This window comes from Frankia sp. CpI1-P, from assembly GCF_001421075.1.
Taxonomy (GTDB): Bacteria; Actinomycetota; Actinomycetes; order Frankiales; family Frankiaceae; genus Frankia; species Frankia torreyi.
The window spans coordinates 19,051-33,871 of record NZ_LJJX01000031.1; the positions used below are offsets into that span (position 1 = coordinate 19,051).

At 73.1% G+C, this 14,821-nt stretch carries 12 protein-coding genes and 9 pseudogenes; 9 read left to right on the plus strand and 12 right to left on the minus strand.

Annotated elements, in window-relative coordinates; translation table 11 throughout:
- Nucleotides 1-136 precede the first annotated feature (136 nt).
- From FF86_RS52790 to FF86_RS19705, 5 genes and pseudogenes are all read right to left on the minus strand, one after another.
- On the minus strand, nt 137-429 hold a 293-nt coding region (locus FF86_RS52790), incomplete at its 5' end, for an ABC transporter substrate-binding protein (protein ID WP_242419104.1).
- Nucleotide 430: 1 nt separating this feature from the next.
- A pseudogene (locus FF86_RS52795) lies at nt 431-982 on the minus strand (branched-chain amino acid ABC transporter substrate-binding protein); the annotation flags it as partial.
- Between the two features lies 1 nt (nt 983).
- Nucleotides 984-1,312, minus strand: a pseudogene (locus FF86_RS52800) (ABC transporter substrate-binding protein); the annotation flags it as partial.
- A 391-nt stretch (nt 1,313-1,703) separates the two neighbouring features.
- Nucleotides 1,704-2,087 (minus strand): CoA transferase (locus FF86_RS52805; protein ID WP_242419105.1); only part of this gene is annotated, 384 nt, incomplete at its 5' end.
- Nucleotide 2,088: 1 nt separating this feature from the next.
- Nucleotides 2,089-3,098: pseudogene (locus tag FF86_RS19705) on the minus strand (CoA transferase); the annotation flags it as partial.
- Nucleotides 3,099-3,392: 294 nt separating this feature from the next.
- On the opposite strand from FF86_RS19705, the gene FF86_RS19710 reads away from it, so the two are divergent.
- Nucleotides 3,393-3,902, plus strand: coding sequence for a DnaJ domain-containing protein (locus FF86_RS19710; protein WP_044886332.1), 510 nt, complete (start codon nt 3,393-3,395; stop codon nt 3,900-3,902).
- A gap of 107 nt (nt 3,903-4,009) precedes the next feature.
- On the opposite strand, the gene FF86_RS19715 is transcribed toward FF86_RS19710, so the two are convergent.
- Complete coding sequence (locus FF86_RS19715) at nt 4,010-5,041, minus strand: asparaginase (protein WP_044886302.1); 1,032 nt, start codon at nt 5,039-5,041, stop codon at nt 4,010-4,012.
- A 132-nt stretch (nt 5,042-5,173) separates the two neighbouring features.
- Here FF86_RS19715 and FF86_RS32225 point away from each other — a divergent pair, with 132 nt between their 5' ends.
- Nucleotides 5,174-5,398 (plus strand): zinc ribbon domain-containing protein, encoded by a 225-nt coding sequence (locus tag FF86_RS32225; protein WP_082122017.1) that lies wholly within the window; start codon nt 5,174-5,176, stop codon nt 5,396-5,398.
- 27 nt (nt 5,399-5,425) lie between these two features.
- Here the strand turns inward: FF86_RS32225 and FF86_RS19720 are convergent, their stop codons facing one another.
- On the minus strand, nt 5,426-5,668 hold the full coding sequence (locus FF86_RS19720; RefSeq protein ID WP_044886301.1) for a hypothetical protein: 243 nt from the start codon (nt 5,666-5,668) through the stop codon (nt 5,426-5,428).
- A gap of 60 nt (nt 5,669-5,728) precedes the next feature.
- On the opposite strand from FF86_RS19720, the gene FF86_RS19725 reads away from it, so the two are divergent.
- Entirely contained in the window at nt 5,729-6,187 is a 459-nt protein-coding gene (locus FF86_RS19725; protein WP_044886300.1) for a hypothetical protein, read from the plus strand.
- Between the two features lie 613 nt (nt 6,188-6,800).
- Here the strand turns inward: FF86_RS19725 and FF86_RS19730 are convergent.
- Complete coding sequence (locus FF86_RS19730; protein WP_044886298.1) at nt 6,801-7,223, minus strand: DUF2795 domain-containing protein; 423 nt, start codon at nt 7,221-7,223, stop codon at nt 6,801-6,803.
- A 377-nt stretch (nt 7,224-7,600) separates the two neighbouring features.
- Here FF86_RS19730 and FF86_RS67165 point away from each other — a divergent pair.
- A pseudogene (locus FF86_RS67165) lies at nt 7,601-8,337 on the plus strand (Rieske (2Fe-2S) protein); the annotation flags it as partial.
- 518 nt (nt 8,338-8,855) lie between these two features.
- On the opposite strand, the pseudogene FF86_RS52815 reads toward FF86_RS67165, so the two are convergent.
- The 4 genes and pseudogenes from FF86_RS52815 to FF86_RS52830 form a co-directional block, all read right to left on the minus strand.
- A pseudogene (locus FF86_RS52815) lies at nt 8,856-9,063 on the minus strand (metallophosphoesterase); the annotation flags it as partial.
- Between the two features lies 1 nt (nt 9,064).
- Nucleotides 9,065-9,357, minus strand: a pseudogene (locus FF86_RS52820) (metallophosphoesterase); the annotation flags it as partial.
- Between the two features lies 1 nt (nt 9,358).
- Nucleotides 9,359-9,647, minus strand: a pseudogene (locus FF86_RS52825) (metallophosphoesterase); the annotation flags it as partial.
- A complete protein-coding gene (locus tag FF86_RS52830; RefSeq protein WP_242419106.1) occupies nt 9,644-10,297 on the minus strand; it encodes a BON domain-containing protein in 654 nt (217 codons plus the stop codon). The gene FF86_RS52830 and the pseudogene FF86_RS52825, both read right to left, overlap by 4 nt.
- 747 nt (nt 10,298-11,044) lie before the next feature.
- Here FF86_RS52830 and FF86_RS19750 point away from each other — a divergent pair.
- The 5 genes and pseudogenes from FF86_RS19750 (at nt 11,045) to FF86_RS19765 (ending at nt 14,814) form a co-directional block, all read left to right on the plus strand.
- Nucleotides 11,045-11,566 carry a MarR family winged helix-turn-helix transcriptional regulator gene (locus tag FF86_RS19750; protein WP_396229955.1) on the plus strand — a complete coding sequence of 174 codons (522 nt, stop codon included), beginning with the start codon at nt 11,045-11,047 and terminating at the stop codon, nt 11,564-11,566.
- A 490-nt stretch (nt 11,567-12,056) separates the two neighbouring features.
- Nucleotides 12,057-12,503 (plus strand): annotated as a pseudogene (locus FF86_RS52845) (CapA family protein); the annotation flags it as partial.
- 1 nt (nt 12,504) lies between these two features.
- Nucleotides 12,505-13,172, plus strand: a pseudogene (locus FF86_RS52850) (CapA family protein); the annotation flags it as partial.
- A gap of 114 nt (nt 13,173-13,286) precedes the next feature.
- Nucleotides 13,287-13,808, plus strand: a complete 522-nt coding sequence (locus FF86_RS19760; protein ID WP_044886293.1) for a DoxX family protein — start codon at nt 13,287-13,289, stop codon at nt 13,806-13,808.
- 70 nt (nt 13,809-13,878) lie between these two features.
- Nucleotides 13,879-14,814 carry an alpha/beta fold hydrolase gene (locus FF86_RS19765; protein ID WP_173667310.1) on the plus strand — a complete coding sequence of 312 codons (936 nt, stop codon included), beginning with the start codon at nt 13,879-13,881 and terminating at the stop codon, nt 14,812-14,814.
- The last annotated feature ends 7 nt before the right edge of the window (nt 14,815-14,821 follow it).

Genomic DNA, 14,821 nt, shown 5'->3' on the forward strand with positions numbered 1-14,821 from the left:
GGGTGGCAGATGTGCGTTCCGGTGACGGACGTTCATTCTGGTACTAGAAAGTCCGTTTTGCCAGGCGGATGTTTCGCCCGACGCAGCGCGGGCGGCGGCCGNAGGTGTACGCACCCGGNCACCTCCCGCACCGGTGTCAGGACTTGATCAGGTCCGCGGTGTTCCCGAGAACGGTGATCGCGCCGTTCTTGACCTGGTAGACGAACACGTTGGAACCCTTGACCTCGCCGGTGGACTCGAAGGCGACGGTCTTCGTGATGCCCTGGAAGTTCACGCTACCGAAGGCGCTCGCGACCGACTCCCGGCTGGCGTCCTTGCCGAGCTTCTTGAACACGTCCGCAAGCGCGAGCGTGGCGTCGTACGCCTCACCGGAGTAGGTCCCGGGCTTGGCGCCCTTGTTGACCTTCTTGAAGGAGGCGACGAACGCGGNGGCCTTCGGGTCGGTGTTCGCGTCGCCGCAGGGGCAGGTGAGGTAGGTGCCCTCGGCCGCGGCGGCGCCGGCCTGCGCGACGTACTGCGGGTCGAGCGAGCCGTCCCCACTGGCGATCTTGCCGGTGAAGCCCTTGTCCTTGAGCGCCTTGGACAGCAGGGCGAGCTCGGCGTAGTAGCCCGAGTAGTACAGGACGTCCGGCGCCGCGGCGATGATCTTCGTGGCCTCGGAGGTGTAGTCCTTGGTCGGGTTGATGCCGTCATGGGTGACGGCGACGCCCTTGGCCTTGAGCTCGGGCTCCAGGGCGCCGGACAGGCCGGTGCCGTACTCGCTCTTGTCGTCCAGCGAATAGACCTTCTTCGCCTGCAGGACGGAGGCCACGTAATCGGCGGCGGCCTTACCCTGCACCGTGTCCGGCGCGATGACCCGGTAGAAGGTCTTGAAGCCCAGCGTCGTCAGCGCCGGGTTCGTCGCGGACGGGCTGACCGACAGCAGGCCGGCCTGGGTGTAGGCGGGCTCGCTGGCCTTGGTGGCGCCGGAGAACATCGGGCCNACGACCGCGACAACCTTGGAGTCGTCGATCAGTTTCTGCGCGGCCGTCGGACCCTGGTCCGGGGAACCGCCGTCGTCGGACTCGACGAGCTTGAGCTGGAACGGCGAGCTCGTGTCGGCGTTCACCTCCGCGATCGCGGTCCGTACGCCGTAAAGGGCGTTCAGCCCGAGCTGCTGATTGTCGCCCGAGAGAACGCCCTGGAAGCCGATGGTGATCGTTTTCTTCCCGTCTCCGGAAGAACCACCGCCACTGTCGCTCCCACAGGCCGCGGCGGTCAACGTCACGGCCGCGGCGAGGGCTATCGCTCCCAGGAGCGGGCGCCTACGCATGCATTTCCTCCTCCGGTCCGCCGATCGCAAGCCCGATGCCACGACCGACCCAGCTACGAGCTCCCCCCGGCGCCACCGACGTCGAGCCGGCGCGCCACCGCCTAGAGGATGACGCGCCCCCTCGCGCCACCCCCGACCGCCCCCCGGAAATCGTCCCCGGACCGGCGGGATGATCCGGCCGACCCGCACGCACTCTCCGCCGAGATGGCGGAAACGTAGTCCCCGGGCAGATCGACCGAAAGTACTCATATCAGGTTGTTACCTGGATGACACAAAAGTGGTGTTCAGGCGCGCCCGCTGTTTACAATCCCCGAGGGTCGTCCTCGCGCCGCAACGTTGCCCTCGCCGCCCCGAAACCGCTCCCGCCGCCCCGAAACCGCTCCCGCCGTGGTCAGCGCGGCGCCGACCACACCGCCTGGCTGGTGCCGAGGGAGGCCGGCGGCGAGAGCCAGCGCGGTGCCACTCCGGCGACGGTCGCCGCCGGCCGGATGTACGAAAGTTCACCGAACTCGCTGCTCAGGCAGGAGCGGTAGGCGTCGACGTCGTCCGCCGTCGGGTCGGGGTGGGCAAGGGTGTCGTGATGGCCGAGATCCTGCAACCACCGCCCGGTCCGGGCCAGGGAGACCCGCACATGCCAGCTCCCGCCCTCGCTCACCCGCCGGGCGAGCGCGTCGAGCACCCCGAACGCGGCGAGGTAACCGGTGCCGTGATCGAGCGCCTGCGCCGGCAGCGGCACCGGGCTCGACGTGCCGGCTGCCTCGGCCGTGGCGAGGACNATCCCCGAGGCGGTCTGGACCAGGCTGTCGAAGCCGCGCAGCCCGCTCCACGGCCCCTGCCGTCCGTAGGCGCTGATGCTGGCGTAGACGATCCCCGGTCGCATCCGGGCGACGGCGTCCGGGCCGAACCCGAGCCGGTCCAGCGCGCTCGGCCGGTAGGCCTGCAGGACCACGTCCGCGGACGCGATCAGTTCCCGCAGCCGGCGGGCGTCGGCGGCGACCCGCAGGTTGAGGAACGCGTTGCGTTTACCGAACCCCGTGTCGACCAGCAGGCTGTGCACCTCCGGCAGGTGGGCCGCGCCGACCCGCAGCACGTCCGCGCCGTAGGCGGCGAGCGTGCGCCCGGCGATGGGGCCGGCGATGACGCGGGTCAGGTCCAGCACCCGCAGGCCGGCGGCCGGCGTCTCCGTCGGTGCGAACCGCGCCGGGGGGGCGTCGCCGAGCCGGCTCACCTCGATCAGCGGCAGTTCGGCGACCGCCCTGGCCTGCCGGTGCTCGGCCCACTCCGGCTCCGCGCGTGCCATGCTCGCGCACAGCCCCATGGCCTGCAGCTCCAGCTCCAGCGACGCGGCCTCGACGCGCCGGATCACCCGCTCGACGGCGGCGCGGTCGTTCGGCGCTCCGAGCAGATCCAGCACCCCGTTGCGGTGGTGCGGGAAGTTGCAGTGAAGCTGGATCCAGCGACCGTCGGCCGTGCGGTAGTAGCCCGAGATCGGGTCCCACGGGCCGGGCGGCGCCTTCCCGTCGATGCGCAGGTGGCGCTCGCTGCGGAAGGCGGCACCGGCGTGGCGGGTATCGAGGGTGATGTCCGGGGGGCCGCCGCCGGTGCGGGCGGCCAGCAGCCGCCCGGCCCCGATCGCCGCGGCCGCCACCGAGGCGGTCGCGACCGTCGTCACCCGGTAGAGGCTGGGCAGGACGTCGGCCGGGCCGGTGACCGTCAGCCGGTCCCCGATGCCGGGCTCCCCCACGAGTGACGCGACCTCATCGACGATCTTCGCGACCTGCGCCATGTCCCCATCCCGTTTCACCCGTGCGCACGCTCCGCGCCGGCCCCGGCGGCGCGCCACCGGCTGGAGCCGGGGGCGTGACCTGCCCCGCACGTAGGGGGCTGGTCGCAAGCGCGAAACGATCACTAAAATCGCAGAGTGCGTAGAATGTTACTTTGAGCATCGGTCGGGTTGATGGTCTCGGGCTCGCCTTCGGGCGGTTCGGCGCTCATTCTGGTCACGTGCCCGTACTTTCGCCATGACGCGGTGCCGCCGGACCACCCGATCGGGTGGTCGAGGACGGCCGGGGAGGCGCCCGTGGGTGCGAAGCCCTCGCTGTACGAGGTCCTGGGGTTGGCGCCGGGCGCCACCGCGGACCAGATCCGCCACGCCTACCGGGTCGCCGCGCGGCGCACCCATCCGGATGCCGGCGGCTCGTCGCCGGCCTTCGCCCGGGTCAACGTGGCCTACCGGATCCTCAGCGACCCCGGCCTGCGCCGCCGCTACGACCTGCGGCTCGCCGACAGCGCCGGCTCCCGACAGCCACCACCGGGAGCCGATCCGCCCGCGCCGCGGCCCGGCACCGACCCGGTGGTGCCGCGGCCCGGCGCCGACCCGGTGGTGCGGCGGCGCTATCTGATCCTGATGTCGATCGCGCTTGCCCTGTTCATCGCGGGTGGCACCGTGGTCCGGATGTACTCCCTCCCGGCCGCCATGGTCATGATGGTGATCGCGGCGATCATCCCGCCGGTGGCCGTCACCGTCGCGGGCCGGCCCCGCCTGCCCCCCGAGCCGACTCAGCACCACCGGCCGGGGCGGCGAGGCTAGGGACACCGCGCCGCTGCCGTCGGCGCCGCAGCGGGCGGGTGGTCGGGAGCCGCGCGCGGTCGGCGGCCCGGCCCCCCAGAGTTGGTCAGCCGGGCAGGCGGACCCGTTCAGCCGGGCAGGCGGACCCGTAGAGAGCCGACGGGACGCCCGCCGCCAAGCACCGTCGGCGCCCCAAGCACGGCGAGCTGCGCCATGTCCAGCTCGAGATGTCCCGGGGTGTCCATCCCGGGCAGCGCACCCAGGCGGTTCAGCGCGGCCAGCGCGACCGGGATGCCCGCCCGCCCACCCCCGTCCGCGATCTTGATGGCCACGGTGTGCCCGTCGAGCGTCGCGACCAGGGTGACGCCCTCGGCGCCGTTCTTCGCCAGCACGCCCGGCGCCGCGCGCATCAGGTCGGTGTCGGGACGCCCGCCCCCGCCTACCAGCTCGGGATGGGCGCGCATGGCGTCGACGACGCGCCGCTCCGGGCTGCCCGGCGCCGCCTGCACCATCGCCCGCAGCCCGCGGGCGAGCCCGGTGAGCGAGAACGCGAACAGCGGCGCGCCACAGCCGTCCACCGCCGTGCCGGCGATCTCCTCGCCGGCCAGGTCCTCGACCGTCCGGCGGATGACCTGCTGCAACGGATGGTCCGGCTCGGTGTAGTTCGCCACCGGCCAGCCGGCGGCCACGCAGCAGGCGATCATTCCGGCGTGCTTGCCCGAACAGTTCATCAGGACCGGTTCGGCGCGCCCGCCGGCGCGCAGGTGGGCCTCGGCCGCAGCGGTGCCCAGCGGCAGGTCGGCGGGGCAGCGCAGGGCGTCCGCGGAGAAGCCGGCGACGGAGAGGATTTCCAGCACGCGGGCCAGGTGGGCCGGCTCGCCACTGTGTGAGCTCGCGACCACGGCCAGCAGGTCGCTCGGGATGTCTCGGCTCAGGAAGACCCCATCGAGACCGGCCCGCAGCATCGCGGCGGCCTGGAAGGGCTTGGCGGCCGAACGGGGGAACACCGGCCTTTCGGGCGCGCCCACCCGCAGCGCGACGGCACCATCGCGGCCGAGACCCACGACGGTGCCGTGATGCAGGCTCTCGACGAACGGCGCGCCGCTGCGCAACCCCCGGACGACCTCGGCGACCACCTGCGGACCTTCCGGTGGCTCCATGGCTGTCAGGGTACGACGGCGGTCCCGCCGGGGCGGCCGCCATGCCACATCCCCCACATCCGGCGAAAACGGCCACTCCTGGTGCCGGTCGAACCGCTACCCGGACGTGACCGGGCCGCATACCCTGATGATGTGCCTGCCTACGACTACCGCTGCCGGGTGTGCGACGCCTCCTTCGAGGTCCGTCGGAGCATCACCGAATCCACCCCGACCGACGGGGTGACCTGCCCGTCCGGGCACGCCGAGACCTCGCGGGTCTTCTCCGCGGTGGCCGTCAGCCGCGGCGCGGCCGCCCCGGCCATGGCGGCGCCGACGGGCGGCGGCGCAGCGTGCTGCGGTGGGGGTTGCTGCGGCTGACGCCGCCCCGCCTCACCGCTGGCGGACTCACCGCTGGCGGCCTGCCCCACGGCTTTTCCCCGGCCCGCGGGCCGCTCGGCTGCGGGGACCGACGTCCACCTGGCGGTCGCGCTGGCCACCTGACGCCGCCGCCCGGTCCTCGACCAGGCGTCGGCGAAGCAGCCGCAGCGTCTCGTCCCGTTCGGTCTGGTTCAGGCCGGCGACGAGGGTCTGCAACAGGCCGCCCGATCCGGGTTGTCGGTCACGGTTACCGAGCCCACGCGTACCCATGAACTCACTCCTACCCACGGGTGTGGAACGTCACGCGGCACCTCCCGGAACCCGCGTGCGGTGACGGGCCGCGCGCCGGCCCGCTGCCTGGCCGGACCGGTGCCGGTCACCGCCCCCGTGTCCGGGGCGGTGGATCAGCCCGACGCCCCCGGACGATCGGCCCGCCCGCCCGAGGCAGCGGCCCGCTCCGAACGATCGGCCGGCCACCGCCGGGTCGCCCGCACCACGCTCGCCGCGCCGAATCCCCCGGCCGTCCGCGCCGCCAGCTTCTCCTTCGTCGCGCGACCCGTCTTCGTCGCCTGGCCTGCTGAAGTCGCCTGGCCTGCTGAAGTCGCCTGGCCTGCTGAAGTCGGCCTCGTTGCCGACGCCGCCCCCGCTGCCCGCGTCGACTGCCCGGCCCGCTGCGGGCGCGCCGGCCTGCGGGCCGAGCGGACGGACGAGCCGAGCGAGCGGCGCGACGAGCGTAGGAACGTCAGCGCGACCGAACCCGCGTCGCCCAGCGAGGCCCGTGCCGCCTGACTGTAGGTGTGCACGACACGCCGGTCGAAGGTGGGCGGCCCGAAGATCATGATCCAGGCGACACCGAGCGCCCACAGGCCGGCCAGGGCCCCGAAGGCCAGCACCCCGAAAGCACCCAACAGTGCGAAGAACACCAGGAACGCGACGCTCGCGGCCAGCCCCCAGCCGATCAGGCGGCCAAGGCTGATCGGCTCCGCCGGTCCCCGCCGAGCAGCGGGCGGCCTGGCCGAAGCGGATGCCGCCGCCCGGACCGACGCCGGGCGCGCCGCCCGCGCGGAGGGGGACCTCAGGTCCCGGCTCGAGGCCGAACCAGCCACCGCGGCCGGTCCGGTGCCCCCGGAAGCCGGGGTTGCGGAGCCGCGGGCGGTAACTGTGCGTGGCCGTTGATCCAGCACGGTGCGTCCCATGGCTGCTCTGTGCCCCGGTGGTGCCGGCATCATGCAATCGTCCTCATGACGACCGCCACATTTCCCTGCCACTCAACGGTTTCCCACCGGAGGGCCGCGGTGTCGGTGCCGTCGGACAGCGCCCGCCCGCACCTCTCCCGCGGACCGGATCACAGCCCCGCACCCGCACCCGCCCCGCGGTCCGACCTTCGGCCGAACGCGGTCCGTCAGCGCCGCAGCGGCTGGGCGTCGGTCCCCTGGCGCAGCACCCGCCACAGCTCGCCGACGGAGGTGAACTGGATGCTGGGCGGCGCCGCGGCGACCTCCTCGATCACCCGGTCCGGGGCGTTCTGGTGGCGGAGATGATCCATGATCTCCTCCCGCTCGGCGGGAAAGACCGCCCGGCCGAGCCAGCGGGCAAGCTCGGACCGCTCCTCGACGTCGGCCAGCGTCATGCCGGCCGCCGCCCCGGTCCGGGACTGGGCGGGGTCCGGGAACTGCGCGTCGCCGGGCAACTCGTCCGTCGGTTCGACGGAACGCCACTCCTCCGCCCGGGTGTCCCGGCCGCTGCGCACGAACCCGGAGACCTCGTGCGCCATGGCGTCGTCCCGCCACGGGCCGTGCTTGGAGCTTCCCCGATCCACTGCCATGTCTCGTTCCTTCCCTCCGTCGCCACCGCGGACGGCGACGGGTGGTCGAGAAACCGACGGCCCGCGGCGGACTGCGCGCGTGGATGGGCGGTCACCCCGTTCGTCCCGCCGGATCCGCGTCGCGCAGAGGATGTACACGCTGGGGCACGAAACAAACCCTCCGCCGAGCGGCGCGGTTCGCCGGCAAGCCCGGATGGGAACACCCAGAGGCATGAGGCGGACACCGCACGATGTCCTCGTCGGACCGGCCGAGCGCCTGGAGCGGGCCGAAGCCCTCGATCCGGTGGCAACGAAGGTCCGCGACCGCGTCCGGCACAGCCTGGGGCCCGGTGCGGCGCGCGACCTCNTCAACGGGGTGCCGCTCGGGCATCCGCTGNACCCCGCCCTGGCCCAGCTTCCGCTGGGGACCTGGCTGTCCGCGGGGATCGTGGACCTGCTTGGCGGGCGCGACGAACGGTCCGAACGGGCGGTGCGGGTACTGATCGGCTCGGGCCTGCTCGCCGCCGGGGCGGCCGCGGCCGCGGGCCTCGCCGACTACTCCGAGCTGCGCCAACGTCAACTGCGCGTCGGCGTGGCCCATGCCGGCGCCAACAGCCTGGCCGCCGGCTGCTACCTCGCGTCGTTGCTGGCCCGCTGGGGCGGGCACAACGGGCTGGGCCGACGGCTGGGACTGGCCGGGCTCGCCGTCGCGGGGATGTCGGCCTATCTGGGAGGTCATCTCGCCTACCGGCAGGCGTCGGGGGTCAACCACGCCGAGGAGGTCGCTCACCTGCTGCCGCCCGGCTGGCACCGGGTCGCCCGGCTGGACGAGCTCGCCCCGGGCCGCCCGGAGGTCCGGCTGCTCGGCGAGGTGCCGCTGCTGCTGCTCCGGCAGGGGGATCACGTCGACGTCCTCGCGGACCGGTGCAGCCACCTGGCGGGGCCGCTGCACGAGGGGAGGGTCGTGATCGACGACGGCGTCACCTGCGTGCGCTGCCCCTGGCACGGCAGCACGTTCCGGCTGGCCGACGGGGCGGTCGCACACGGCCCTGCGACCGCCGGGCAGCCCCGGCTGGAGGTGGCGGTCTCCCATGGCGACGTCGAGGTGCGGCTGTCCGACGCCGGAGTCTCGTGACCTCCACTGTGGGCCCCGAGACCTCCGCCGCGAGCGCTGGACGCTCCGGGCGCGTCGGGCGAGTGCACCGCCTGCCCCATATGGACGATCCGGGGGCACCACGGGCGGGCCATTCGTTCGGCCAGTAAATAGTCCGGTCGAGTCAGACGTCCGGCGACTCGCCATGGCGGCCGGTGTGCCCCGCGCGGGGAGTGGATGGCCCGACCGGGCACACCCGAGAGGGGCAGAAAGCCCCGGATCGGACCGTCGACGGCCTAGGTGACACGCCCGGACGGACCATGTCCCCGCGGGGGGCCCACGCGGGTGATGGCGGCCCGGGCGGCGGGCCCGTTCGGGCGGGTGCTCCCCGCCCACACCCGCTCAAGCAACACGGGAGTGCATCCCCCACCTGGGCCATGGGGGAGCCCTCCATTCTGACTATTCAGATCCGCCGACGCCTCTCTGGCCGTCGCGGCAGGCCGGCGGACCGACGATCGGGCGGCGGAGGACCGGCCGTCACCGGGGCCGTCGGGCGACGGTCACGGCGCCGTCGGGGCCGCGAGATCAACCGACGGCGACGGCGACGGCGCCGCCATCCGTGCCCCCTCGACGGTCGCCCCGGAGCCGACGGCATAGAGCGCGCAGGGCTTTCCGATCACGGGTCGGGCAACATTGCGGACCGGCACTCCGCCCGCCGTCGACCCGCGTTCCGAGCCCGCATGGGCGTGTCCGTGCAGGGCGAGGGCGNCACCCCCGGCATCCATCGCCTCAGCGAGGTGATAGCTGCCGAGAAAGGGATAGATCTCGGCCCGCTCACCGATCAGAGTGTCCGGAATCGGGGCGTAATGGGTCAAAGCGACACGGGTATCGCAGTCGAGCGCCTCCAGGGCGTACCGGAGTCGGGTGGCGGCCTCCTTCGTATGCCGGACGAAGGCCTTCATCAGCGGTTCGCCGAAGTCGGTTCCGCTGGCCCCGGCAAAGCCGCCGCCGAATCCCTTGACGCCGGCGATCCCGAGCCGTGCACCGTCGATGTCCACCACCNTTCCGGTGCCCTCGAGCACCGTCACGCCGGCCGCGGTGAGGATGGCGGTGATCTCCTGCTCCGCATTGCTGTGATAGTCGTGGTTGCCGAGCACGGTGATGACGGGCAGCGGCGCGCCCGCCACCTCGGCCGCGACAACCTCGGCCTCGGCGGGCAGCCCGTGCTGGGTGAGATCGCCCGCCAGCAGCAGCACATCGGCGCGCCCGGCGAGGCCGCGGACGACCGGTGCGAAGGTCCCGCCGCTGTCCGTTCCCAGGTGGATGTCGCCGACCGCGGCGATGCGCATCATGAAATGGTCTCCACCTTCGTGGTCCCATCGGCCGCCGTGGCGCGGCCGATGACGGTGACCTCGTTGCGGACCAGCCGGCCGGGGACTGCCTCGGCCAGCACGTCCGCGACCGCCCGGCGGCGGTCGTCGGTGGCGACCTCGCCCTCGACGAGGATGCACCCGTCGGCGACCGCCACCTCGAGCCCGAGCTCCGCGACCCGTGGATCCTCGGCGAGGCGTTCGTGCAGCTCTCCGGCAAGGTATTCGTCGGCCTCGGCCAGGTCCAACTTCCCCCCCAGGTCCACCTGGCCCGCTGGTTCGCGGCCGTCTTCTTTCTTGCCAACCCGCAAACCAATGCCTTCCGGGGCGCGTCCTTCCGTCTTGCCGCCTTCCGCCGTGCCACCTTTCGTTCCGCCGCGCCGCGCCGCCCCGGACCGGGCAATCCCGCCGCCCGACGCGACAATCTCGCCGGGCCGGGCGGCGACCGGGGCGGCATCGACCGGCGGAATGAGATTGAGCCGGGTGGCGACCAGCAACGCGGCCTCGGCGAAGGGCGAGGCGGCGGTGGATCGGCGAACCTGGTCCCAGTCGACCTGCTCGCGCATCGCCCGGATCATCGGCAGGACCCGGGCCAGATCGCAGTAGCGCTCCTCCAGGGCCAGCAGGGTCATCNCGAACCAGTCCGTGGCGTCCAGGACGGGCATCCGAACCGAGTCCACCGACATCTCGCTGGACCGTTCCAGCATCTCCGGAGTTACCGCCCGACCGACCGGATGATGGATGAGATCGACGAGCACCTCGCCGTCGAACACCTTGGTGAGCCAGTCCTCCGGCGGATCCACCNGACGCAGGCCGGCCGCGGCCAGAACCTCGACCGCCCGCGGCACGTCCTCTTCCCGCAGCATGAAATCGACGTCGTGAACGGGTTCGGGACCGCCGCGGGCCCAGCACGCGTAGCTCCCCCCGAGGGCGAACGGGATGTCCGCCTCCTTCAGGGTCACGGCAACCCGTTTCAGACTCTCCCGCAGACCTCTGGGCGCATCCTCCATACCGCAGCCCGTACCCGCCTGTGCCCTGTGATGCACCTCGCGCGTGGCGCCGGGTGGTCGCGGGTGCCCCTGTCACGAACGCGACATCCCCGAATGGCTACCCCAAAGCGGTGACAAGAGTACTACGCAAGTGCCGGGATGTCCGGCTATCCGTAGTTATAATTTCACTACATGCCACAGGAGTTACGGCTTCGACGTCGGAGCNCCACCCGATTCTCACACCCTGGCGACAACGAGCGTCGGCATGAGCGATGATGACCTTTGCGGCGAACTCGTCGGCCGCCCACTTCGACACCGGATTGGAAGCGAACCCTGAACGCGCGCACACGATCCGACCAGTTGCCCAGGGGTGTCGGTGAAGACACCGGCGTGCTGGAACATTCCGGCGAGCGCCTACCCGGGCAACGCGCCACCGGGACGGCCACCCTGTCCCCGCAGCCGGCCGAGCCGCCCAGCACCAGCGGTGTGGTGGACATGTCCAGCCACCCGGGCCAGCTCGCTCGTCGGCTGCAGCAGGTGACCTACCAGCTATGGACGACAACCGTCTCCACCGAGACCACTCCGCCGCAGTTCGTGGTCCTCAACAGCCTCCTCGCCGATCCCGACATCGATCAGCGCACGCTCGGCGAACGAGCGTCGCTCGACAGATCCACGGTCGCCGATGTGGTGGCGAGGCTCGTCCAGCGAGGTCTCATCCGCCGGGTCCGCGACCCGCGTGACGGCCGCCGCAACGTGCTACGGCTGACCAAGCGAGGCGAGTCGACCCACGGCCAGGTGGCAGACCGCATCGAACAGATGAACGACAAGCTGCTGGCCCCCCTGTCCCGGGAGGAACAGGGCGCGCTGCTCTCCATGCTGACGCGGATCGTCGACCAGGGCGGCCCGCGCTAGCAAGATCGCCACTCATCGTTTACATTCGGTAACGCTAGGACGTCGATTCGATTCGATCCGACCGGCACCGAGGACGATGCTGCGACTCCGTCAGNCCGACGCGCGGCGTCGTACCCGATCACCTGGCGCCCCGCTCCCGGGCCTGTCCGCACTTCGGCGACTCGCTGTCGTCGGGCTCGCCGGTCTCGCGGTCGGCACCGTCGGCATCACCGCCTCGTCCCCGCTCCACGGGCGCGAGGCCGCCCGGCCCGCCAGTTCCATCCCGGCGGGCCGTCCCGACCGCGGTGAGCCCGACGGCGGTACGCACGCCGCCGGCCCCGACCTGCCCGCCGATCGTGACCCGACCGGCGGGGGCCCGCCACACGCCATTCGGCCGGGTCAGACCCGGCCGAATGGGGCCAGTGCCTCGTTCGGTCCCGAGGCCACGGCCATCACCGTCGTCGCGACGGGCGAGATCGACCTGTCCCGGGCGGTCGACCCGCGGGCGGCCGTGTCGCCGCTGCGCGGCTACGGCACCGCGGCCGATCTCGCCCTCTGCCGGCTGGCGGCACCCCTGCCCGCGTCCCCCGACGTCCCGGACGCCCCGGATCGCCGGTCCGCCGGCGGGGATGGCACCGCCGGCGGGGATGGCACCGCCGGCGGGAATGGCACCGAAGGCGGGGATGGCGCCGCCAGCGCCCTCGCCGACGCCGGTTTCGACCGGTGCGACACGGGCGGCGTCGGACCGCCCGGCAGCGCGGCGCAGCGGCGCACCGCTGCGGCCCTCGACCGCGCGGGCATCGCCGCGTCCGTCCCGGCGGACGCGGGCTCCCGGGCGCCGATCGGGACCGAGACGGTCCGGGGAACGCGGATCGCTCTGCTTTCCTACCTCGACCCCGCCGGCACGACCGCCCGGACCGCGCTCACCGCCGAGCGGATCGGCCAGGACGCCGCCCGCNCCCGCTCCGACGGCGCGGATCTCGTCGTCGCGCAGCTCGCCTGGGGCCGGCCCGGCCAGCGGGCTGTGACGCCGCACCAGCGCGACCTGGCCCACGCGCTGCTCACCTCGTCCGACGTGGACCTGATCCTCGGCGCCGGCGGCGGGAGCCCGCTGGCGATCGAGCGGATCGCCGGCCGCTACGTCGCCTACGACCTGGGCACCCTGATCGGCACGCAGGCGTCCGGCGACCGCGCGGGCGCCACGGCGGACAGGCCGGCGGACAGGCCGGCGGTCGGCGGGTCGCCCGCGCCGGGCCGCGACGGCGTGCTGCTGTCCATCCAGGTTCGGCGCACGGCCCTGGGCTGGACGGTGGCCGGCCTCACCTACACGCCGACCTGGGCGGATCCCGCCGGCGCCGCGGCCTGGCCGATCGCGGACAGGCTGGACGACCGCAGCGCGCCCGCGCAGGATCAGGCCCTGCTGACTGCCTCCTGGCAGCGCACGATCGCGGCCGTCGGGGCACTCGGCTCGACCGACGGGGTCCGGGTCGACCGGGTTCCCCACGATCCACCCCCGGACCGTCCAGGCGGGCCTGCCAGCCCCCGGAGCCCGGCCGGCCATCCGCAGAGCTCGCCCATCGGGAACCAGCACGGATCCCATCCGCCCTGGCCGAACAAGAGGCAATAGATCGAACCTAGTGCAATTAGCGTGTCTTCGCCGGCAACCCGATACTGTCTGCGCTGCGGCAGCGGTGCGACGCCACGCCGTCCACCCAGGTAGCCCGTCCCGAGGAGGAGACACGTGACATCGCCTGACACCGCGGCCCTGGTGCTCCGGGTCATCGTGGGTCTCACTCTGGTCGCCCATGGCTACAACCACGTCTGGGGGCCGGGTGGGATCAAGGGCACGGCCGGCTGGTTCCAGAGCATGGGGCTGCGTCCGGGCATCGTGCACGCCTGGGCCTCCGGGCTCGTCGAGCTCGCCGCGGGATTCGGGCTGGTCTTCGGCTTCCTCACCCCGTTCAGCGCCGGCGGCATCATCGGCACGATGGTCGTCGCGGGCATCACGGCGCACCGCAACAACGGCTTCTTCATCTTCAAGCCGGGCCAGGGTTACGAGTACGTCCTGATGATCGCGGTTGTCTGCGCGGCAATCGGCATTCTCGGCCCCGGCAAGGCGTCCCTGGACCACGCGATCGGTATCGAGCTCGACGGCTGGGCCGGCGGCCTGATCGCGATCCTGCTCGGCGTCGGCGGGGCCGCGCTGCTGCTGGTGACCGCCTGGCGGCCGGAGCGCAAGCCGGCAGCGCCGACCAAGGTCTGAGCACACCGCACACCGCACACCGCCCAGCACCCGTCGCCGGGCGCGGCACGGGGGCGCCCGGGCGAACAGTGTGCTCATACTGACCTACGTGCCTACGAACTCCGACAGTGGACGGCTGGCCTCGGCGACGTCCGGCCCGTCCCTGCGCATCCCCAGCGGCGGGCTGACCCTCGCCGCGGACGCCTACGGCGACGACACCGATCCTCCGGTGGTCTTACTCCACGGTGGCGGCCAGACCCGTCACTCCTGGCGGCGCACCGCCCGCCGGCTCGGTGCGGACGGCTGGTACACCCTCACGGTGGATCTGCGCGGCCACGGCGACTCCGACTGGTCCCCCGAGGGTGACTACGCCCTCGACGCCTTTGCCGACGACGTGCTCGCCCTGCGCCGCGCCCTCGGCCGGCCGCCGGTGCTCATCGGCGCCTCGCTGGGCGGGATCGCCTCCCTCGCCGCCGTCGGCCGCGACCCCGACGTCGCGCGCGGTCTCGTCCTCGTCGACGTGTCGCCGTTCCTGCAGCCCCGGGGCACCGGACGGATCATGGAATTCATGCGGGCCGCGCCGGACGGCTTCGCCTCCGTGGCGGACGCCGCCGACGCGGTGGCCGCCTACCTGCCGCACCGGGAGCGCCCGCGTGACCCGGCCGGGCTGCGCAAGAACCTCCGCTTCGCCGACGGACGCTGGTACTGGCACTGGGATCCGGCGTTCGTCTTCCCGCCGGAGGGCCACGACCCGCGGCTGCGGCTACGTACGCCGCTGGAGGAGCTGTCCGCCATCGTGACGAGGCTGCGGATCCCGACCATGCTCGTGCGGGGCGGCCAGTCCGACGTGCTCGGCGAGGACGACGCCCGCCGGTTCCTCGACCTCGCCCCGCACGCGGAGTACTGCGACGTCGCCGGGGCTCACCACATGGTGGCCGGCGACGACAACGCCGTCTTCGACGTGCGGATCCTCGACTTCCTCCAGCGCCGGATCCGGCCCCGCCTGGTGCTGGGCCCCGCCGGCTGACCGGCGT